This is a genomic window from Frateuria edaphi, assembly GCF_021117405.1.
In the GTDB taxonomy this organism is placed as follows: Bacteria; Pseudomonadota; Gammaproteobacteria; order Xanthomonadales; family Rhodanobacteraceae; genus Frateuria_A; species Frateuria_A edaphi.
Genome location: NZ_CP088251.1, coordinates 1,866,248 through 1,886,709, shown reverse-complemented (window position 1 = coordinate 1,886,709; position 20,462 = coordinate 1,866,248). Strand labels below are relative to the sequence as shown.

The window sequence follows — 20,462 nt, the reverse complement described above, 5'->3', positions numbered from 1 at the left end:
CTTACAGCGCTGCGGCTAGAACTCGAGTTCCTGGGCGGCGCACAGGTAGTCGACCATCGGCGCCACGCGCCGGAAGCTCTCCACCGCCCACGGCAGCAGTTCCGACGAACAGGCGAAGGCGTCGTCGAAGGTCTCGCCGGCGGCAAAATCCTTGCGCTTGAGATCGTCGATCAGTTCGTGATCCGGATCGAAGCCCCGCGGTGGGCGACTCAGGCTCTCGCCCCAGAAGCTCAAGCCCTGGAAGGATTTGCCGCGAGTGGCGCGCTTCCAGGCTTCGGGGTTGTCGGCGAGGAAGCCACGGATGTTCTTGAGCGTGTCCGCTTCCGGATGCCACATGCCGCCGCCTGCGAAGCAGTCGCCTGGCTCGATGTGCAGGTAGAACGACGGCGCCGGGATCTCGTGGCGGCGCGCGTGGAAGAAGCGCGAGCCTTGCCAGGTCTTGTAAGGCAGCTTGTTGTTGGAAAAACGCGTGTCGCGGTGGATGCGGAACAGCGAGCCGCCGTTCTTGCGTGCGTCGGCGCGATAGTGCGGACTGATCTTTCCCAGCGGCGCGGCCATGTCGGCGATCAGCGCCAGGAACGGCTCGCGCACGTGGCGCTCGTAGTCGGGCTTGTGCGCCGCGAACCATTCGCGGCTGTTGTTGCGGCCGAGGGCACGCAGGAAGCGGAAGGTGGCGGGGGTGAAGTAGGGCTGTGGCATCGGCCGATTATCGGTCATTCGTGTTCGCCTGCAGGAACACGCTCTGTGCGTGGCGCGGATAACGGCCGCGCACAGGATGCGCTCCTGCAGATGCGGGCGCGCGACCGGGATGATCCACGGTTGCGCCCAAGGGCGCTCCTACAGGAGGTCTGCAGCCATGGCCGGGATCGGGGCGAGTTCGCGGCCCCAGGCTTCGAGCTGGTCAAGCAGGACGGCCTGGTCGGGGCGCTCGGGCCGCAAGGTGGCGATGCGCGCGAAATAGTCATCGAGCGTGCGCGCGGTCAGCGCGGTGGGGCGAGTGAGGCGCGCCAGCCGGAAGGCTTCCCAGCGCGCTTGCTCCCCGGCATCCAGGCTGTGGGGCCAATTGCGCGCTCGGTAGCGGAACAGCAGTTCCGGGTAACGCGGGTCGCGGAACGGAAAGTTGCGCCGGCCCAGTTGTTCGGGGGGCGTTGCGCGGACCTCGGCCAGCAGGCGCTTGTCGGCGTCGGGCAGGAAACCGCTGTAAAGGGCGAGTTCGGGATCTTCCGGCGCGGGCATCTCGGAGGCGCGGGCGAACACGTGGCGCAGTTTGTCGACCAGGCCTTCGGTGGCGCGCAGCAGCGCGTGGTGGCGCAGGCATCGCTCCAGGTCGAGCTGCAGACGGCCATGGTCCACATCGCGCAGGACCGACAAGGGCGCCAGCGCGGGTGCGCGGTTGGCGCGCACGGTGCGCAGCGGGATGCGCTCGATCCCCTCGGGAAGGTCCGCCCGCGCGGTGAATATGCGGTCGGCGATGTCGTCCTCGTCCAGGTCGAGCCACGTCGCCGGATCGGCGTCCAGGTCGTAGATGATCACTTCGCCGGGCCGCGACGGGTGCGGCGCCAGCGGTGCGATCACCGCCAGGCAATGGCGGCTGGCCGGGTAGCGCGAGGACACGTGCACCAGCGGCGTCATGCCCGCCACGTCGAGCAGGCCGAAGACCTTCTGCTTGCGACGCAGCTCGAAGTGCCAGTCCCACAGCCGCGGCTGGCGCACGCGAATCAGCCGCGCCAGGTCGATCAGCGCGTAGACATCGGACAGGGCATCGTGTGCGCGCTCCTGTTTGAGATGGTTGGCCGCGGCCAGGTGTTCGAGCCTGAAGCTGGGCGTGCCGTCCTCGCGCGTGGGCCAGGCGATGCCCTCGGGCCGCAGCGCCTGGCACATGCGCACCAGGTCGATCAGGTCCCAGCGCGAGTTGCCGTTCTCCCATTCGCGGCCGTACGGATCGAAGAAATTCCGGTACAGCAGCTGCCGGGTGAATTCGTCATCGAAGCGCAGCGAGTTGTAGCCCACGCCGCAGGTGCCGGGCAGGGCCATTTGTTCGTGCACGCGGGCGGCGAACTCGGCCTCGCAGACGCCTTCGCGCTCGGCCTGCTGCGGCGTGATGCCGGTGATCAGGCAGGCGTCCGGGTCCGGCGCCATGTCGCGCGGGGGGCGGGCGAAGAACATTACCGGCTCGCCGACGATCTCCAGGTCCGCCGTGGTGCGGATGCCCGCGAACTGCGCCGGCCGGTCGCGCCGGCTGTCCGCGCCGAAGGTTTCGTAGTCGTGCCAGAGGAAGGTCTGCATGGCCTCGATCATCGCATGGCACGGGGCTTTGGGCGGGCTCCTGCGCTAGACTGCGCGCTCCAAGGAGGATGCATGAACCAAGCGAATGACGACAACCTGATCTGGATCGATCTGGAAATGACCGGCCTGGATACGGACAACGATTCCATCCTGGAAATCGCCACGATCGTGACGGACAAGGAGCTGAACGTGCTCGCCGAAGGGCCGGTCTTCGCGATCCGCCACGAGGTCGACCGGCTGGAATCGATGGACAGCTGGAACCGCAACCAGCACAGCAAGTCGGGTCTGTGGCAGCAGGTGCTCGATTCGACCACCGATCACGCGCAGGCCGAACAGGCCACGCTCGAATTCCTCAAGGTGTGGACGCCGCCGGGCAAGTCCCCGATGTGCGGCAACTCGATCTGCCAGGACCGGCGTTTCCTGCATCGTCAGATGCCCCGGCTGGAGCGACATTTCCACTATCGCAACCTGGACGTTTCCACGCTCAAGGAACTGTCGCGCCGCTGGTCGCCGACGATCGCGCGCGGCCTGAGCAAGGAGTCGGCGCACACCGCGCTGTCCGACATCCGCGATTCGATCGACGAGCTGCGCTACTACCGCCAGCACATGGGCGCGCTCGGCGGCCAGGCCTGAGTCAGACGATGTTCGACGACCCCTTCGCCACCGTGCTCGACTGCGCCGGCCGCGCCCTCGTGCTCGACCGCCCGCGCGTGGTCGGCATCCTCAACGTGACGCCCGATTCGTTCTCCGACGGCGGTGCCTTTGCCGACACGGACGCGGCCGTGGCGCATGGCCTGGCGATGGCGGAGCAGGGCGCCGACATGCTGGATGTCGGCGGCGAGTCCACGCGGCCCGGCGCCGACGATGTCCCGGTCGACGAGGAACTGCGTCGCGTGATTCCAGTGATCGAGCAGCTCGTCGCGCGTACCGCGCTGCCGATCGCCATCGACACCTCCAAGCCCGAGGTGATGCGTGCCGCGGTGGCCGCCGGCGCGGGCATGATCAACGATGTCTACGCGCTGCGCCGCGAGGGCGCGCTGGATGCCGCTGCCGAGCTGCGCGTGCCGGTTTGCCTGATGCACATGCAGGGCGAGCCGCGCGGCATGCAGGACGATCCGCAGTACGACGACGTGGTGGGCGAAGTCCACCGTTTCCTCACCGACCGCCTGTTCGGATGCGAGCTGGCCGGCATCGACAAGCGACGCGTGCTGGTCGATCCGGGCTTCGGTTTCGGCAAGGCGCTGGAACACAACCTCGCGTTGCTGCGTGCGCTGGAGCGTTTTGCCGATCTGGGTGCGGGCGTCTACGTGGGCCTGTCGCGCAAGTCCATGATCGGTACGCTGACCGGTCGTCCTTCCGGCGAGGCGCGCGCCGCGGGCTCCGCCGCGGCGGCGTTGATCGCCGTGCAGCGTGGCGCGCGCATGGTGCGCGTACACGACGTCGCCGCCACCGTCGACGCCTTTGCCGTCTGGCGTGCGGTGCACGAAGGCGATACGCCCGCACGACGTGATACGCGTCCGCCGGCTCCACGCTGGCCAGACGAAGATTGAGTTATCTAGGTGACGCCCGCCCCGTGGCGCCACCACAAGGAAAGATGATGAGCACACGCAAGTATTTCGGCACCGATGGAATCCGTGGCCAGGTCGGGGAGTGGCCGATCAGCGCCGATTTCATGCTGCGCCTCGGTCGCGCCGCGGGCGCGGTGCTGGCCCGCGGATCAAGTCGCAAGCCGACCGTGTTGATCGGCAAGGACACGCGCGTGTCGGGCTACATGTTCGAGTCCGCGCTGGAGGCGGGCCTGGTCGCCGCCGGTGTGGACGTGGGGCTGCTCGGCCCGATGCCCACGCCCGCCGTGGCTTTCCTCACGCGCTCGATGCGGGCGGCTGCCGGCATCGTGATCAGCGCCTCGCACAATCCGCATACCGACAACGGCATCAAGTTCTTCTCGGCGATGGGCGAGAAGTTTTCCGACGAGGTCGAGCAGGCGATCGAGGAAGAGCTGGACGCGGAGTTCGTCACGGTGTCCTCCGAACAGCTCGGCAAGGCGACCCGGGTGGCCGACGCGGTCGCGCGCTACGCCGAGTACTGCAAAGCGACCGTTCCGGAGGAATTCACCCTGCGCGGCACGAAGATCGTGCTCGACTGTGCGCATGGCGCGACCTATCAGGTGGCGCCCAAGGTTTTCGCCGAACTCGGCGCCGACGTCACCGCCATCGGGGACAAGCCGGACGGCTTCAACATCAACCGCGACGTGGGCTCGACCCATCCGCAGGCGCTGCAGCAGGCGGTGCTGGCGCAGAGCGCCGACGTCGGCATCGCCTTCGACGGCGACGGCGATCGGGTCATCCTGGTCGATCGTAACGGCACCATCGCCGATGGCGACGACATCCTCTACGTGCTCGCGCGCAGCCTGTTCGCGCGCGGCTGCCTGCGCGGGCCGGTGGTCGGCACGCTGATGAGCAACTACGGCCTGGAGCAGGCGCTGGCGGAGCTGGAAGTGCCGCTGATCCGCGCCAACGTGGGCGACCGTTACGTGCTCCAGCAGCTGAAGGCCAATGGCGGCATGCTCGGTGGCGAGACCTCAGGCCACATCCTTTGCCTGGACCGTGCCACCACCGGTGACGGCATCATCGCCGCGCTGGCGGTGCTGGAGACGCTGGCAGCGTCCGATCAGGACCTGGCGCTGGCGCGCCGCGGCCTGCAGAAGTTGCCGCAGGTGATGTTGAACGTGCGCGCACCCGGTGCGCGCGAGGCGCTGGCGAGCGATACCGTGCGCCACGCGCTGACCGAGGTCGAGCGCACGTTGCAGGGGCGCGGGCGCGTCGTGTTGCGCGCGTCCGGCACCGAACCACTGGTGCGCGTCACCATCGAGGGCGCCGATGCCGGCGAGGTGCAGCAATTGGCCGGCTGGCTGGCCGACGCCGTAAAATCCGCCGCGCATGTGCACATGACGGAAAACCCATGAAGCAAGTCCCCACGCTCGACATCCGCCGCTACGACACCGACCGCGACGCCTTCGTCGCTGAACTGGGCGCGGCCTACCGCCAGTTCGGCTTCTGCTGCATCAGCGGCCACGGCATTCCGCGCGAGCTGATCGACGGCGCCTACCGGGCATTCGAGCAGTTCTTCGCGCTGCCGGCCGACACCAAGATGAAGTACCACGTGCCCGGTTCCGGCGGCGCGCGCGGCTATACCCCGTTCAAGGTCGAAACGGCCAAGGACAGCCGCTATCCGGACCTCAAGGAGTTCTGGCACGTCGGCCGCGAGATCCCGCGCGATTCCAAGTTCGCCGACGTGATGCCGCCGAATCTGTGGCCTGAGGAAGTGCCGCAGTTCAAGCCCTGCGGCTACGGCCTGTACGAGGCGCTGGACCAGCTAGGCACACGCGTGCTGCGCGCGCTGGCGCTGCACATCGACTTGCCCGAGAACTATTTCGAGGACAAGACCGACCAGGGCAACTCGATCCTGCGGCCGATCCACTACCCGCCGATCACCCAGGAAAACATCCCCAACGTGCGCGCCGGTGCCCACGAGGACATCAACTTCATCACCCTGCTGGTCGGCGCCAGCGCCGAGGGCCTGGAGGTGTTGAGCGAGGGCGAGTGGCTGCCGATCACCACCGAGGGCGATGCCATCGTGGTCAACATCGGCGACATGCTGCAGCGGCTGACCAACCACGTGTATCCGTCGACCTCGCACCGCGTGGTCAACCCGCAGAACGAGAACGCGCGCAAGCCGCGCTACTCGGTGCCGTTCTTCCTGCACCCGAACCCCGACGTGGTGCTCGACCCGCTGCCTCAATGCGTGACGCCGGACAACCCGAGCCGATACGACACATCGCTGACCTCGCACGAATACCTGATGCAGCGGCTGCGCGAGATCAAGCTGATCTGACGCAACCCACGCCCTCTCCCGTCCGGGAGAGGGCGGACGTGAGGGGCGATGCCCCCTCGAACCACGCCGCTTCCTCGCTTGTGGCGCGTACGGGTGCCGTGACGGCGGGCCGAAGGGCGCCCCTGCGCAGTTCAGGCCATCCAGAAAAACACCGCGGTCATGCGTTTGCTGGCCATGTCCTCCAGCCCCCAATACGCACTGGCGCTGTGCACGATGTTGGCCTTGTAGACCAGCAGCCGGTTGAAGCGGTGCGCCACGCGCACGTCCTCGGCAAAAGCATTGGGCATCACGAAGCGGTTTCCAAGCGCATCGACCAGGTTGCGATGCGGCGGCGCGACCATGTTGCCGCCCAGCTGGCCGTTGGGCATGCGCTGGCGGAAAAAGCTGGTGCCGCAGCTGTCGGGCACCGCGGGATTGAGGTACAGCACGGCTGCATAGCGGCACAGGTTCAACGAGTCGGTATGCGGTTTGACCGCTCCCTCGACTGCGCCGACGACCTGCACGCAGTTGTGATTGAGCTTGTGTCCGGCTTCGGTTTCGCCGACCCAGAGTTTCTTTGCGCCGGTGACATGCCGCACCTTCGCCTCGATGGCGGCGAGCTCGTCCAGCTCCAGGGCCGGCATGGTCCGCATCCCGGGCCAGACTTCGCCGGTGGTCGGAAAGCCGTACTCCCAGTCGGTCTTGGCCAAACAACGTTCGCGCACCGCCATCGGGTCGGGCAGTGCATCGTCGATCACCCAGTAGTCGCGTCCCTCGGTGGGTTTGCGATAAGGCAGCGGGCGCATCTGGGTCGGAAACAGGCTCATGGTCATCTCGCGAGCGGCAGGCGGTTGACGTTAGCGCAGTCGCGCCGTGTTCGCGTCAATCGAGTCGACGATAGCGACGGGATTCGCGCGCCGAGAGCCACAGCGCGAAGCGGTCGGGCATCAGCTTGGCCAGTGCCTTGATCGCACGGTTCACGCGCCCGGTGACGTGCACTGCTTCGCCGCGCTCGACCGCGTCGATGCCTTCGCGCACGACCGACTGCGCGTCCTGCCACATGAAGCGTGGCAGCTTGCCGACCAGCGCGCGGGTGCCGGTGACGTCGTGGAATTCCGACCATGTGAAACCGGGGCAAAGTGCGCATACGTTCACGCCCCGGTGCCGGTTTTCCAGCGCCAGCGATTGCGAGAATTTGATCAGGTACGCCTTGCTGGCCGCATACAACGTGTGCCCGGCCGATCCCGGCACATGCCCGGCCAGCGAAGCGACGTTGACGATGCGGCCGTAGCCGCGCTCGAGCATGCCGGGAAGCAGCCGCCACGCCAGCTCGGTGGGCGCGGTAAGCAGCACCTGCAGGAACTCCGCATGGACCGGCCATTCGCTGGCCTCGAACGTGCCGGGCACGCCGTAACCGGCATTGTTGATGAGCCAGTCCACTGCCAGTCCCTGATTGCGGAGCGCATCGGCCAGCTGGCGCGGCGCGACCGGATCGGCGAGGTCCGAGGGCAATACGTGGATGTGCGCGCCGTGTTGCCCGCGCAATTCTTCCGCCAGCGCGTGCAGACGCTCGGCACGGCGCGCCACCAGCACCAGGTCATGCCCGCGCGCGGCCAGTTCCCGCGCGAATGCGGCACCGATACCAGCCGAGGCACCCGTGATCAGGCTTAAGGGACGATGGCTGGACATCCGCGTTTCCATGAGATGGGTCGGGCCATGATCGCCGCCCGGACCTGGCGGCCAGCGCCCGTTTGCCGGCCTGCGGGGCGGTCGCTATGCTTGCCGTTTTTCATCGGACGACTCCGCATATGCGCAGGAAACTCATCGCCGGCAACTGGAAGATGCATGGCAGCCGCTCGATGGCCGAGGCCCTGGTATCCGAGATCGTTGCGCAGCTCCCGCAGACCGCCGATGTGCTGGTGTTCCCGCCGTTTCCCTACCTGGCCGAGCTGGCCGCGCGCCACGGTGCCGGCGGCATCGGTTTCGGCGCCCAGGACGTCAGCGAGCACGAGGGGCAGGGCGCCTATACCGGTGAGGTATCGGCCGCGATGCTCGCCGACGTTGGCGCGCAGTGGACGCTGGTCGGCCATTCCGAGCGTCGGCACTACCATCGTGAAAGCGACGAGCTGGTGGCGCGCAAGTTCGCCGCAGCCTGCGCTGCCGGCCTCACGCCGATCCTGTGCATCGGCGAAACGCTGGAAGAGCGCCAGTCGGGCCAGACCGAAGCGGTGCTCTCGCGCCAGCTCGGCGCCGTGATCGCCCACTGCGGCATCGCCCCGTTCTACACCGCCGTGATCGCCTACGAACCGGTGTGGGCGATCGGCACCGGCCAGACGGCCTCGCCGGAGCAGGCGCAGCAGGCGCACGCGTTCATTCGTAGCCAACTGGAACGTGAGGATGGTATGATTGCCCGTCTGACCCGGCTGCTTTACGGCGGCAGCGTCAAGGCGGCGAATGCCGCGGCATTGTTCGCGCAGCCGGACGTGGATGGGGGCCTGATCGGCGGTGCTTCGCTCACCGCAGACGATTTCCTCGGCATCTGCGCCGCAGCGCATTGAAGCCTACGGATCCCTAAAGAACATGTTCGTCATCTTCAGCGTGTTTTACATCCTGATCGCCGCGGCGATGATCGTGCTGATCCTGATGCAGCGCGGCGCCGGTGCCGATGCGGGCTCCGGTTTCGGCGGCGGAGCATCGGCCACGGTGTTCGGTGCGCGCGGCTCGGCCAGCTTCCTCACCCGCGCGACTGCGGTGCTGGCGGCGCTGTTCTTCGTGCTGAGCCTCGGCATGGGTATCTACCTGAGCCGCAACGGCGCGCCGCAGGCGAAGCAGGCCGATCTCGGCGTGATGTCCGGTCTTGCCAAGAAGCCCGCGCCCGCCCAGAATGCGCAGCCCGCGGCTCCGGCCGGCAGCGACGTGCCGCAGGCGCCGGCCAAGAACAATAGCGATGTGCCGGCCGCCGGCGCTCCCGCGAAGTCGGACGTTCCCGCCCCGGCGGGTTCGACGAAGTAACACAGGCAACACACCTGCCCAGGTGGCGGAATTGGTAGACGCACTACCTTGAGGTGGTAGCGCCGAGAGGCGTGGGGGTTCGAGTCCCCCCTTGGGCACCAACATCGGAGCGAACGATTCGTGCGCTTCCCGAAAGACCCGCCGGATGGCGGGTTTTTTGTTTGCGCGGCGCGCGAATGCTTGCATTGCGGAGAGCGCCCGCCTACTTTTCGTTGACTATTCCCAAGGAGGGCTTGAAGTGATCAACATCGTGCTCGTGGACGATCACGAACTGGTACGTACCGGCTTTCGGATGATCCTGCAGCAGCAGCCGGACGTACGCATCAAGGGTGAGGCAGGGACGGCGGAAGAGGGGTTGCGGTTGATCCGCACGCTGGCGCCTGACGTGGCGCTGGTCGACGTACACATGCCGGGCATGAGCGGCATCGAGCTGACCGAGCGGGTCATCCGCGCCAAGCTCAACACCCACATCATCATCATCACCGTGGTCGACGACGCGCGCTTTCCCAAGCGGCTGCTCGACGCGGGCGCGCTCGGCTACCTGACCAAGGGTTGCTCGGCCGACGAATTGCTGGTGGCGGTGCGCCAGGTGGCCAGTGGGCGCCGTTACCTGGCGCCGGCGGTCGCGCAACAACTGGCCCTTGCTACGCTCGACGGCAACAGCGGCTCGCCGTTCGACGCGCTGTCCAGCCGCGAGCTGGAGGTCGCCATGATGCTGGTCCGCGGCAAGCCGCTGACGGTGATCGGCGATCAGCTCAACCTGAGCCCCAAGACCGTTTCCACCTACAAGCAGCGGCTGATGGAGAAGCTGCAGGTGGAGCACGTGATCGGCCTGGCGCACCTGATGACGGTGCACGGGCTGCTGGACGCACCCAACCAGGTGGGCTGAGGCCTACGCGCACGGCCACCTGCAGGCAGGCACGGCTATTCCAGACGGGTTGCGGGAGAGCATCTGCGCGCGACCGTCATGTCCGGTCACAGCACAGCCGCGCTCCTGCAATCGACGTTCGCTGGTCGGGGACGAAAAAAAAGCCGGACTTGCGTCCGGCTTTTTCATGCTTCGGTTCGGCGGGACCTTAGACCTGCGCGGCATCCCTGGGGGGATGCTGGTCATTCGACGGTGCCGGCTCATGCGGCGCTTCCACGGGCGGGACGACCGTCGCGCGAGGGGTTGCCTGACCAAGCAGATCGCCCTGCTTCGGCAGCGGCGCCGGAGCGGGAGCTTCGGACGGAGCCGGTTGTTGCCCGGCTTCCTCGCGAGTTGGCGTTTCCGCCTCCGTCGCGGGTTCGGCGGCCATGACCGGCGTTGCGGGCGGTTCCTCCACCGGTTCCGGAGCGGAAACGGCCAGCGGAGCCTCCGGCACGGGTGCCTGGACTGGCGCCGCAGCCACGGGGGTAGCAGCCGGCGCAGGTACCGATTCCTCGACATCGACCCCGGTCGCAGCCGGGATCGGCGGAAGCGGCGGCAGGTTGAATGCGGTGGGCGTCGGCGCGGGAGTGACTGCCTCCGGCACCCTGAACTCGCCTGGCTGGAATTCGGCCCGCGATGTGACCGCCGGCATGGCCTCGGTCTCGACCTGGATCGACTCGAGGCCCGGACCAGCGGCCACGGCGGCGGTGACGGCCGCGGCTACCGGGGCACTCGACGGCGCCTGATCTGCGCGACCGGTCGGTGCGTCGGATTCGCCACCCTCGCCACCCTCGCGATCCTCGTCATCCAGCTCATCGAGCTGGGTCGACGCTCCATCCTGAGCGACCGTGCCATCCTCGTGACGGCGACGACGACGACCACCACGACGGCCACGACGGCGACGCGGCTGGCTGCCTTCCGACTCGGGCTTGGCTTCCGGAGCGACAACACCCGTATCGGTCTGGGTCACGACCGGTGCCTCGATCTCCTTGACCGGCTCGCTGGCCGGTGTCGGCGCGGAGGCTACAGCCGGCTGCTCCGCCCGCGGCGGACGCGGGGCGCGCTCCGGCCTGGCTGGCGTCTGCTTGCGCGGCTCCTGGTTCTCGTTGCTGGCCGACATCTCGGGGGCGGGTTTGGGCTGGCGCGGTTGCTGCTCCTTGGCCGGCTGCTGCTGCGGTTGACGCGAACCCGCCTCGTTGCCGCGCTGGCGCGGGTTGTTGTTCTTCCCCGCGCCGCCCTTCGGTTGCTGCTGCGACTGTGCCTGAGCCTGGTCACGACGTCCCGAGCGCTGGCCATTCTGGCCCTGCTGCTGCGGGCGGTTGCGATCGTCGCGACGACCCTGGCGGGTGGTCGGCTGCTCGGTCCGTTTACGTTCCCTGGTTTCGACAGGTGCCGGTTCGGCGGTGCCGCGGAACCAACCCAGCAGGCGCGAAATCACGCCGCCCTGTGGAGCAGGCGCGCTTGCAGGACGCGGACGCGGTGCGGCCGGGGCGGGCGCCGGAGCCGGCGTTTCCTCGCGCACCGGCGCCGGCGTGGCCGGCACGATGCCGCTGACGGCCGGTTGCTCGGAGCTGCCCAGGGCCTGGCCCATCTTCGGGATCGGCGCGGCCTCGACTGCGGTCAGGCGCTCGTAGCTGGGCTTGCTGTGCTCGCCCATATCCGCTTCGCGGATGCGCTGGATCTCGATATGCGGGGTTTCGAGGTTGTCGTCGGCGACGATGACCACGTGCACCTTGTTGCGCAGCTCGATCTCGACCACGCTGGCGCGCTTTTCGTTGAGCATGAAGTTGGCCACCGCGGGTGGGGCCTGCACCAGCACCTGGCCGGTGTTGTCCTTCATGGCATGCTCTTCGATCAGCCGCAGGGTCGAGAGCGCCAGCGATTCGATACCACGGATGTGGCCGTGGCCCTCGCAGCGCGGGCAGACGATCTGAGTGGCTTCGCCCAAGCTCGGGCGCAGGCGCTGGCGCGACATTTCCAGCAGGCCGAAGCGGCTGATGCGGCCAATCTGGACACGTGCGCGATCGAGCTTGAGCGCGTCCTTGAGCTTTTCCTCGACCTCGCGCTGGTGGCGCGGACTGTCCATGTCGATGAAGTCGATGACGATCAGGCCGCCGGCGTCGCGGATGCGCAGCTGGCGGGCGATCTCGACCGCCGCCTCGACGTTGGTGTTGAACGCGGTCTCCTCGATGTCCGAGCCCTTGGTGGCCTTGGAGGAGTTGATGTCGATCGCGGTCAGCGCTTCGGTCTGGTCGATCACGATCGAGCCGCCCGAAGGCAGGCGGACCTGGCGGTCGAACGCGCTCTCGATCTGCGTTTCGATCTGGTAGCGCGAGAAGAGCGGGGTATCGTCCTTGTACAGCTTGAGCTTGCGCAGGGCGTTGGGCATCACCTGCTGCATGAACTCGCGCGCGTCGTTGTAGAGCGATTCCTCATCGATGAGGATCTCGCCGATGTCGTTGCGCAGGTAATCGCGCAGGGCGCGGATGAAGAGCTTCGATTCCTGGTAGATGAGGAACGGGGCCTTCTGCTTGGCCGCGGCCTCGGAGATCGAGCGCCACAGGGTGAGCAGGTAGTCCAAGTCCCACTGCAGCTCTTCGGCGTCGCGGCCCATGCCGGCGGTGCGCACGATCAGGCCGACGTCTTCGGGAACGGTGAGATGGTCGAGCGCTTCCTTAAGGGCCTGGCGGTCCTCGCCCTCGATCCGGCGCGAGACGCCGCCGGCCTTGGGGTTGTTCGGCATCAGCACCATGTAGCGGCCGGCCAGCGAGATGAACGTGGTCAGCGCCGCGCCCTTGTTGCCGCGCTCTTCCTTCTCGACCTGGACGACCAGTTCCTGGCCTTCCTTAAGCAGCTCGCGAATGCTGGACTTGTTCGGGTTCAGGCCCGGGGTGAAGTACTGGTCGGCAATTTCCTTCAACGGAAGGAAGCCGTGGCGCTCGGCGCCATAGTCGACGAAGCAGGCTTCGAGCGATTGCTCGACGCGGGTGATGCGGCCTTTGTAGATATTGGCCTTTTTCTGCTCGCGGGAGGGGATCTCGATATCGAGGTCGTACAGGGTCTGGCCATCGACAATGGCCACGCGCAACTCTTCACGCTGAGTTGCGTTGATCAACATGCGTTTCATTGTAGTTATCTTCCTTCGGCCTGGCCGCGCGTCGCGTGCCACGGTGGCGCCTAGAGGGGCTGCCTGCCGGGATCGCGCCGCTGCGGGTGGGCGGCAAATAAAACCGGCATCGTCCGACACCGGGGTGATTCGTGGCACGCGCTCCTGCCGTCTCGCCACCCCCTGGCGGCGGACAACGACACCCCGAACCGTTACGATGAAAGGGAGTTTACGGCCGGCTGCCGGGGTGGCCACCGGCGCAATCCTCGCCGACGTCGCGGACGGGCGTCCCCCACCAAATCGAGCTCGATAGAGGGACATAAAGCGCCCGCCGAGTATCCTATTACCCCAGGTTTTTTTCAATGCAGACGGTAACTTCCCATGACGCACCTCAAGGTGTGCGTCAAGTCGATATCGGCCCCGAGCGCGACGGCCAGCGGATCGACAATGCCTTGGTGACCCTGCTCAAGGGCGTCCCCAAGAGCATGATCTACCGCCTGCTGAGGACCGGGCAGGTGCGAGTGAACGGCAAGCGGGCCAAGCCGGACACCCGTCTCAGCGCTGGCGATACGCTGCGCATCCCGCCGGTGCGCACGGCCGAGAAGGCGCCCGATCGCGGGCCGTCCGCCGAGATGGTGGCCGCGGTCGCCGAGGCGGTCATCTTCGAGGACAAGCACTTCCTGGCGATCGACAAGCCCTCCGGGATTGCCAGCCACGGCGGTTCCGGCGTGAGCCACGGCGCCATCGAACTGCTGCGCGCCGCCCGTCCGGACCAGCACCTGGAACTGGTTCACCGGCTCGACCGGGATACCAGCGGCGTGCTGGTGTTTGCCAAGACCCGTGCCGGACTTACCGGACTCCAGGCGGCGATCCGCGCCGGCGAGGTCACCAAGCAATATCTCTGCCTGATGGTCGGCCATCCGCCCAAGGCGCGCTTCGACGTCAACGCGCCCCTGCTGAAATCGGTGCTCCAGGGCGGAGAACGAATGGTAAGAGTGTCCGGTAACGGCAAGCCGTCATTGACTTTTTTCCGCGAGATGGAGCAGCTCACCGGCGCCCGCCTGATGCAGGCGACCTTGGGCACCGGGCGCACCCACCAGATCCGCGTGCACGCGGCCCACATCGGCCATCCCCTGGCCGGTGACACCAAGTACGGTGATCGCGAGGCCAACAAGCGCTTCCGCGAAAAGGGGTTGCAGCGGCTGTTCCTGCATGCCGCGCACATGGGTTTCGAGTTGGAAGGCCGGGCGTATGGCTTTTCCGCCCCCTTACCGGACGACTTGAAGAATTTCCTCGATGTCCTTGGCGACAAAGGGAAAAGCAACCGCTGGCTCAGGCCAGCAGCGCCTCGACCCGGGCCGCGCAAACAAAATCGTTGAGTGAAAGACCGCCCACGTCGTGGGTCGACCACAGCACTTGGCAATGCCCGTAACCGGCCTCGAGATCGGGGTGGTGGTCCTCGCGATTGGCCATGAAGCCGACCGCGTTGATGAAACCCAGGGTGCGGTGGAAGTCCTCGAAGCGGAAGTCCTTGACGATGGCCTTGCCGTCGTTGGCCAGCTCCCAGCCGGGTAGTTGCGCCAGCAGTTCCTGCACCTGGTGTGGTGCGATCGCGTGTTCCTTGCCCTTGCGTGGTTGGCAGTGCTGGTTGGAAAGATCGGTGCGGTTCATTGCGGACTCCGGCATGGAAAAGGCGAAGCGTCCGAGTTGCACCAGAAAAAGTCAAAACTGCCCGATACGGGGCCATTGGTGGGTCATGCTGTTTGACTCCGAACGCCAACGCATCGCCCACAAGTGAGTCCCTGCGAAGAGGGGATGGCCGGACTTTTGCGCGAAACAGGACTAAAATGGTGCTGTTTCGCCGGACGTCCCCGCCGGCGCTGGAGAGTTCGCCCAGATGATCGATATTTCCGACCGCGCACAACAGCATTTCCGCCGCCTGCTCGCACAGCAGGGCGATGAGCTGGGCATCCTGCTGCGCGTGACCGAGCCGGGCACGCCGGCGGCCAACTGCGAGCTGGAGTTCTGCGAGCCGCGCGACCTGGCCGGCAACGAGTGGCTGGTCGAGTGCGAGGGCTTCAATTTCTACCTGGAAGGCGACAGCGCGCGCTGGCTGGATGGCGCGAGCATCGATTACGAACCCAATCCCACTGGCGGCCAGCTCAACATCCGCGCGCCCAGGATCAAGGGCGAGGTTCCCGGTGCCGACGCGGGCCTGATCGAGCGGGTGCGTTACGTGCTGGAGGCCGAGATCAATCCGCGGATCGCCTCGCATGGCGGGCGCGTGAGCCTGCTCGAAGTGACCTCGGATGGCGCCGTGCTGCTCCAGTTCGGTGGCGGCTGCCACGGCTGCAGCATGGTGGACGTGACGCTCAAGAACGGCGTGGAGAAGACGCTGCGCGAGCGGGTGCCGGAGATCACCGCGGTGCGCGATGCGACCGACCACACTGGCGGGCGCAATCCGTACTATAAGGAAAAGGCTGGCAGCTCGGCGATGGGGTGAAGCCTTTGCCTCGCTCCCTCTCCCTTCGGGGGCGGGGCTCGCGACTCTGCAGCATCAAGGCGTGCCCCTGAGAGTGCTCGCCGCCAGTCTTGTCCCCTCTCCCCGGAGGGGATCGGGGCAAACGAAAAAGGCCCGCCGAGGCGGGCCTTTTGCTGTATCGAATAAGGGCGGGTTATTTGTCGCCCTGGATGTGTCCGTCCAGCGTGTGCAGCTTGGTCGGCAGGCTCGAGAAGTAGGCGGCGACGTCCTCGATGTCCTGGTCGGACAGGGTGGCGACGAAGCCCTTCATGATCGGGTTGTTGCGGCGGCCGTCCTTGTATTCGTGCAGCGCCTGCTGCAGGTACATATTGTACTGGCCGGCCAGGCGCGGGTACTGCGGATCGACTGCGTTGCCGTCCGCACCGTGGCAGGCGAAACAGGCCGCGGCCTTGGTCTTGCCGTCGGCTGCCGTGCCTTCGGCCAGCAGCGCGGTGGAGGACAACGCCAGCACGGCGCCGAAGATGAGCAGGGTGAGCGCACGCTTCATGCGGGATTCCTTCGAGACTTACTTGGCGAGGCTGGAAAGATAGGCGGCGATGTCGTCGATGTCCTGGTCGGACAGACTCTGTGCCTGCGCCATCATGGTCGGATGCGTGCGGTCGCCGGTCTTGTAGCCATGCAGCGCGTTGATGATGTACTGCTCGTTCTGCCCGGCGATCTTCGGCACAGGGTAGTCCGGGTAGGCGTTGGTGTAGCCATCGACACCGTGGCAACCGTTGCAGGTATAGACCAGCTTGCGGCCGTTGGCCTTGTCGCCAGCGGCATGTGCGTTGCCGGCGGCGAGGAGGGCTGCGGCCACGGTCAGGCCGAGCAGTTGCAGTCGAATCATCGAGTCATTCCCACGCTTGGGGTACAAAGTCGCGGAAGTATAGTGTCTGCGTCAGGCGACGGACAACTTGACGCATCGCCCTGATCGAAATCAGGCGGCCGCGGGCGCACTTTCAGAACAGGCTCTTGACGATCTGGATGCCGGCGGCGTACTCGCCGATCACCGTGCCTGCGCTTACCAGGATGAAGTTGAGCAGCGTGCGCGCCACGCGGTTCTTCCACCAGCCCTTCCAGTCGGCGATGTCGTCGCGCAACGTCTCGAAGTCGGCCACGCGAGGACGGCGAATCCAGGCTTCGGCCATCGCGCTGATGCCGCCAGCCGGAATGCCGGGCCGGAACGGCTTGATCGGCGCGGCGATGAAGGCCGCCAGGATGCTCAGCGGATGCCCGCCCGCCGCCAGTGCGCCCAGTGCGGCGCAGCCGCCGGTGAACAGTACCCAGTTGCGCAGCGCCAGCGCCCCGAGCGATGGGTTGCGATGGAACGCATAGGCGATGGCCGCGAACACCAGCAACACCAGGCCCAGCGCGAGCCACTTGGGCCAGCGCGCCTTGGGTGGCAGTTTCGCCAGTTCGGCGATGCGCCCGGCTGGGGGCTCCTGCTGCTCGCGCAGGTATCCGCTCAGGCCCTTGAGATGGCCGGCGCCGATCACTACCAGCACGCGGCGCACGGCCGGCGCACCTTGCGCCTGCTCACGCAGGCGCGCGGCCATGTATTCGTCGCGCTCGCCGATCAGGCTGTTGTAGAGCGGGGCCGAGTTCTGCGCGAACTCGCCGAACGCGCTCTCCAGAAGGTCGCCCTCCTTGAGCTTTTCGATCTCTTTTTCGTCGACCTGCTCGCGCTCGAATACGCTGGCGACCAGGCCGCCGAGCAGGCCGAAGCGCGCCCACGTGCCGACGCTGCGCCAGGCGCGCTTGAGCGTGGTGCCGACCTCGCGATCGATCAGCCAGACTGGCAGGTTGGCGCGCTCGGCGCCGTCCATCGCCGCCTTCATCTCGGCGCCGGGCTGGATGCCGTACTGCGCGGCCAGCCGTTGCTGGAAGGACGACAGCACCAGGCTTGCCGCCACCATGCCGACCTTGCCCTGGCGGATCACGTGGAACAGGTCCATCTGCTTGAACGCGTCCGGATTGCGCATGCCCTCGGCGCGGCTCGGGCAGAGCTCGACCGCGATCGCGTCGAATGATTCGTTGGCCACCAGCGACTCGACCGCCGCCACGCTGGCGCGGGACACGTGCGCCGTGCCCAGCACGACGTATTCCACGCCGTCGCGGGTCACGCGCTCCAGTGGCTGGTCGAGCAGGGCGTTGGGCTGGGCGACGTCGGAATCGGGGAGGGTCATGCGTGGTCCGGGATGCGGGTGGTGGGCCGAAGCCCAACCTACAGGGTGATTCGTTGGATGGGCTTCAGCCCACCGTTTTCAATCCCGATAGCGTTTGAGGAGATCGCCGTACGCATCGATGCGCCGATCGCGCAGGAACGGCCAGATCCGCCGCACGTGCTCGCTGCGCTCCAGGTCGACGTCGACCACCAGCAGCTCGCGCCCGTCGGTGTTCGCCTTGGCCAGAAACTCGCCCTGCGGCCCGGCCACGAAGCTGGTGCCCCAGAACTGGATGCCCGCGCCCACGCCCGAGGGGTCGGCTTCGTAACCGGTGCGGTTGCAGGCCAGCAACGGCAACCCGTTGGCGACGGCATGGCCGCGCTGCACGGTGACCCAGGCCTCGCGCTGGCGATCCTTCTCCGCCAGTTCGTCGTTCGGATCCCAGCCGATCGCCGTTGGATAGAGCAGCATCTGCGCGCCGGCCAGCGCCATCAGCCGCGCGGCCTCCGGATACCACTGGTCCCAGCACACCAGCACGCCCAGTCGACCGACCGACGTATCGATGGGCTCGAAGCCCATGTCGCCCGGCGTGAAGTAGAACTTCTCGTAGAACGCCGGATCATCGGGAATGTGCATCTTGCGGTACTTGCCCGCGATGGTCGCGGAGCGATCGAAGACCACGGCGGTGTTGTGATACAGGCCCGTGGCGCGCTTCTCGAAAATCGAAGCCACCACGACGAGCTTGAGTTCCTCCGCCAACTTGCCGATGCGCTCGGTGCCGGGACCGGGAATGGTTTCAGCCAGTTCGAACTCGTCCACGCACTCGCGCTGGCAGAAGTACGGGCCGTTGTGCAGCTCCTGCAACAGCACGAGCCGCGCGCCGGCCGCCGCGGCTTCGCGCAGGCCGGCCTCGATCGCGTCGAGATTCGCGTCGCGGTTGCCGCGGTTGGTTTCCTGCAGCAGCGCCACCTTGAGTGTCTTGCCGGTCATGCCTGTCTCTTGCACTGAGTCGAGACAGGCAGTTTAGCGGAGCAAGGTGGCGCGGTTGTCGCCAAAGTGTTGCCGGCGGCGTGTGTTCAGCCCAGCAAGCCGGCCGGCAGCTGCATGGTGATGCAGTGAAGGCTGCCGTTCTGCCAGATCAGCGGGCGGCACGGCACCTGAACGACCTCGCGCCCGGGGTAGGCGGCGCCGATGATGCGTGCCGCCTCGTCGTCCGCGGCGTCGCCATAAGCGGGCACCAGCACGGCGCCGTTGATGACCAGGTAGTTGGCATAGGAAGCGGCCAGTCGGCGCCCTTCGTCCAGGATGGGCTGCGCCCAGGGCAGCGGCGAGAGACGGTAGGGCTTGCCTTCGGGCGTGCGCAGCGAGGCGAGCTCGGCGGCCATCCGGTCCAGTTCCTGATGATGCGGGTCCGCCGGATCGTCGCAAGCCTGGAACACGATGCGCTCGCCCGGCGCGAAGCGGGCGAGGGTGTCGATGTGGGCGTCGGTGTCGTCGCCCTCGAGGTAGCCGTGATCCAGCCACAGCACGCGCGGGGCATGCAGGCTTTCGCGCAGGATCGCGTCCATCGCCTCGCGCGATTGCTCGGGATGGCGCTGGTGCAGGCAGCGCCAGGTGGTCAGCACGGTGCTGCCGCCATCGCTCTCGATGCCGCCACCTTCCAATGCCCAATCCACGCGCTCGTGCGCGGCGGGGCCGAACACGCCGGCGGCGACCAGGCCGGCGACCAGCGCGTCGTCCCGGTCGGCGCCGAACTTGCCGCCCCAGCCGGTGAAGCGGAAATCGGTGAGCTGGAAGCCCTGGGCCGAGACCAGCGTGATCGGGCCGGAGTCGCGCAACCAGGTGTCGTCGTAGGGAAGTTCGACGAAGCGGACGCGCCCCAGGTCAACACCCGCGCCACGGAGCGCGCGTTCGGCGGTCGCGCGCACGCCCTCGTCGGCGACGATCACGACCAGCGGCTGGAAACAGGTGACCGCGGCGGCCAGCGCGGTATAGGTGGTCTCCACCTCGGCCAGGCGCTCGGCCCAGTCGGTGCCTTCGTGCGGCCAGGCGATCAGCACCGCGTCCTGCGGTTCCCATTCGGCCGGCAGGCGCAGGTTGGGAGAGGAGGTCATCGCGCGCTCGCTTGAAGTCGGAAAGCGGCGGAGTGTAGTCGAGCGGGCGACACCGGGCGATGAGGCCCAAACGAAAACGGACCCCCGCCATCGCGGAGGTCCGTTGTGGTGTGCTGCAGTGGGGCTTACTGCGCCGCGGCGGGATTGTGGTTGTTGCCGGCGGGCGTATTGAGCACCGAATGGATCACGTGGTCGTGCTCGAAGTACACGATGAAGGTCTTGTAGTCCCAGCGGTTGATCACCGGATGCTTCTGGCTGTCGCCACCGCGCGGCTGCAGCTTGCGCTCGGGCGCGCCGTAGCGCTTTTCCACCTGCGTCATGGTCATGCCGCGGGTGGGCAGGTTCATCCCCTGTTCCTGCTGCACGCGATTGATAAGCAGGCTGTCGCCCGCATGCGCGGCCATCGGTGCGCCGAACGCGATCGCGGCGAGCATCGCCAGACCGCCAGTGAGCTTGACCATGATTCCCCTCT

The 20,462-nt window shown here is 67.1% G+C and carries 21 protein-coding genes and 1 tRNA gene; 10 read left to right on the top strand and 12 right to left on the bottom strand.

What is annotated here, in order from left to right; translation table 11 throughout:
- Window positions 1–15: 15 nt before the first annotated feature.
- Together LQ772_RS08915 and sbcB are read right to left on the bottom strand one after the other, a co-directional pair.
- Window positions 16–699, bottom strand: a complete 684-nt coding sequence (locus LQ772_RS08915; RefSeq protein ID WP_231320283.1) for a DUF2461 domain-containing protein — start codon at window positions 697–699, stop codon at window positions 16–18.
- Between the two features lie 138 nt (window positions 700–837).
- On the bottom strand, window positions 838–2,286 hold the full coding sequence (gene sbcB, locus LQ772_RS08910; protein WP_231325826.1) for an exodeoxyribonuclease I: 1,449 nt from the start codon (window positions 2,284–2,286) through the stop codon (window positions 838–840).
- Between the two features lie 72 nt (window positions 2,287–2,358).
- Between sbcB and orn the strand changes: the two genes are divergently transcribed.
- From orn to LQ772_RS08890, 4 genes are read left to right on the top strand one after another with little or no spacing between them, the layout of a single operon-like run.
- Window positions 2,359–2,919: an oligoribonuclease gene (gene orn / locus LQ772_RS08905; RefSeq protein ID WP_231325824.1), complete on the top strand. Its 561-nt coding sequence runs from the start codon at window positions 2,359–2,361 to the stop codon at window positions 2,917–2,919.
- Window positions 2,920–2,927: 8 nt separating this feature from the next.
- Window positions 2,928–3,836 (top strand): dihydropteroate synthase, encoded by a 909-nt coding sequence (gene folP, locus LQ772_RS08900; RefSeq protein ID WP_231325822.1) that lies wholly within the window; start codon window positions 2,928–2,930, stop codon window positions 3,834–3,836.
- Window positions 3,837–3,883: 47 nt separating this feature from the next.
- Entirely contained in the window at window positions 3,884–5,251 is a 1,368-nt protein-coding gene (gene glmM / locus LQ772_RS08895) for a phosphoglucosamine mutase (RefSeq protein ID WP_231325820.1), read from the top strand.
- Window positions 5,248–6,180, top strand: a complete 933-nt coding sequence (locus LQ772_RS08890; protein ID WP_231325819.1) for an isopenicillin N synthase family dioxygenase — start codon at window positions 5,248–5,250, stop codon at window positions 6,178–6,180. The genes glmM and LQ772_RS08890 overlap by 4 nt, the downstream gene beginning before the upstream one ends.
- 131 nt (window positions 6,181–6,311) lie before the next feature.
- Here the strand turns inward: LQ772_RS08890 and LQ772_RS08885 are convergent, their stop codons facing one another.
- Complete coding sequence (locus tag LQ772_RS08885) at window positions 6,312–6,986, bottom strand: DUF6445 family protein (protein WP_231325818.1); 675 nt, start codon at window positions 6,984–6,986, stop codon at window positions 6,312–6,314.
- 55 nt (window positions 6,987–7,041) lie between these two features.
- Window positions 7,042–7,848, bottom strand: coding sequence for an SDR family NAD(P)-dependent oxidoreductase (locus tag LQ772_RS08880; RefSeq protein ID WP_231325817.1), 807 nt, complete (start codon window positions 7,846–7,848; stop codon window positions 7,042–7,044).
- Window positions 7,849–7,967: 119 nt separating this feature from the next.
- Between LQ772_RS08880 and tpiA the strand changes: the two genes are divergently transcribed.
- The 4 genes from tpiA (at window position 7,968) to LQ772_RS08860 (ending at window position 10,060) form a co-directional block, all read left to right on the top strand.
- Window positions 7,968–8,717: a triose-phosphate isomerase gene (tpiA, locus tag LQ772_RS08875; protein WP_231325816.1), complete on the top strand. Its 750-nt coding sequence runs from the start codon at window positions 7,968–7,970 to the stop codon at window positions 8,715–8,717.
- A gap of 22 nt (window positions 8,718–8,739) precedes the next feature.
- Entirely contained in the window at window positions 8,740–9,171 is a 432-nt protein-coding gene (gene secG, locus LQ772_RS08870; RefSeq protein WP_231325815.1) for a preprotein translocase subunit SecG, read from the top strand.
- 16 nt (window positions 9,172–9,187) lie between these two features.
- Window positions 9,188–9,272 (top strand) — tRNA-Leu (locus LQ772_RS08865).
- Between the two features lie 137 nt (window positions 9,273–9,409).
- Window positions 9,410–10,060 (top strand): response regulator, encoded by a 651-nt coding sequence (locus LQ772_RS08860; RefSeq protein ID WP_231325814.1) that lies wholly within the window; start codon window positions 9,410–9,412, stop codon window positions 10,058–10,060.
- 187 nt (window positions 10,061–10,247) lie between these two features.
- On the opposite strand, the gene LQ772_RS08855 is transcribed toward LQ772_RS08860, so the two are convergent.
- Window positions 10,248–13,208, bottom strand: a complete 2,961-nt coding sequence (locus LQ772_RS08855; protein ID WP_231325984.1) for an Rne/Rng family ribonuclease — start codon at window positions 13,206–13,208, stop codon at window positions 10,248–10,250.
- Between the two features lie 341 nt (window positions 13,209–13,549).
- Here LQ772_RS08855 and LQ772_RS08850 point away from each other — a divergent pair, with 341 nt between their 5' ends.
- Window positions 13,550–14,566, top strand: coding sequence for an RluA family pseudouridine synthase (locus LQ772_RS08850; RefSeq protein ID WP_231325813.1), 1,017 nt, complete (start codon window positions 13,550–13,552; stop codon window positions 14,564–14,566).
- Here LQ772_RS08850 and LQ772_RS08845 read toward each other — a convergent pair.
- Window positions 14,520–14,858 (bottom strand): 4a-hydroxytetrahydrobiopterin dehydratase, encoded by a 339-nt coding sequence (locus LQ772_RS08845; RefSeq protein ID WP_231325812.1) that lies wholly within the window; start codon window positions 14,856–14,858, stop codon window positions 14,520–14,522. The genes LQ772_RS08850 and LQ772_RS08845 overlap by 47 nt on opposite strands.
- Before the next feature lie 226 nt (window positions 14,859–15,084).
- Here LQ772_RS08845 and LQ772_RS08840 point away from each other — a divergent pair, with 226 nt between their 5' ends.
- Window positions 15,085–15,690: an NfuA family Fe-S biogenesis protein gene (locus tag LQ772_RS08840; RefSeq protein ID WP_231325810.1), complete on the top strand. Its 606-nt coding sequence runs from the start codon at window positions 15,085–15,087 to the stop codon at window positions 15,688–15,690.
- 172 nt (window positions 15,691–15,862) lie between these two features.
- Here the strand turns inward: LQ772_RS08840 and LQ772_RS08835 are convergent, their stop codons facing one another.
- The 6 genes from LQ772_RS08835 to LQ772_RS08810 form a co-directional block, all read right to left on the bottom strand.
- Complete coding sequence (locus LQ772_RS08835) at window positions 15,863–16,216, bottom strand: c-type cytochrome (RefSeq protein ID WP_231325808.1); 354 nt, start codon at window positions 16,214–16,216, stop codon at window positions 15,863–15,865.
- Window positions 16,217–16,234: 18 nt separating this feature from the next.
- The gene (locus LQ772_RS08830) at window positions 16,235–16,558 is read right to left on the bottom strand and encodes a c-type cytochrome (RefSeq protein ID WP_231325806.1); all 324 of its coding nucleotides are present in this window, start codon (window positions 16,556–16,558) and stop codon (window positions 16,235–16,237) included.
- A 112-nt stretch (window positions 16,559–16,670) separates the two neighbouring features.
- Window positions 16,671–17,897 (bottom strand): TraB/GumN family protein, encoded by a 1,227-nt coding sequence (locus tag LQ772_RS08825; protein WP_231325805.1) that lies wholly within the window; start codon window positions 17,895–17,897, stop codon window positions 16,671–16,673.
- Between the two features lie 78 nt (window positions 17,898–17,975).
- Window positions 17,976–18,866 carry a carbon-nitrogen hydrolase gene (locus LQ772_RS08820; protein WP_231325803.1) on the bottom strand — a complete coding sequence of 297 codons (891 nt, stop codon included), beginning with the start codon at window positions 18,864–18,866 and terminating at the stop codon, window positions 17,976–17,978.
- An 86-nt stretch (window positions 18,867–18,952) separates the two neighbouring features.
- A complete protein-coding gene (locus LQ772_RS08815) occupies window positions 18,953–19,990 on the bottom strand; it encodes an agmatine deiminase family protein (RefSeq protein WP_231325802.1) in 1,038 nt (345 codons plus the stop codon).
- Between the two features lie 125 nt (window positions 19,991–20,115).
- Complete coding sequence (locus LQ772_RS08810; RefSeq protein ID WP_425600832.1) at window positions 20,116–20,451, bottom strand: hypothetical protein; 336 nt, start codon at window positions 20,449–20,451, stop codon at window positions 20,116–20,118.
- Between the last annotated feature and the right edge of the window lie 11 nt (window positions 20,452–20,462).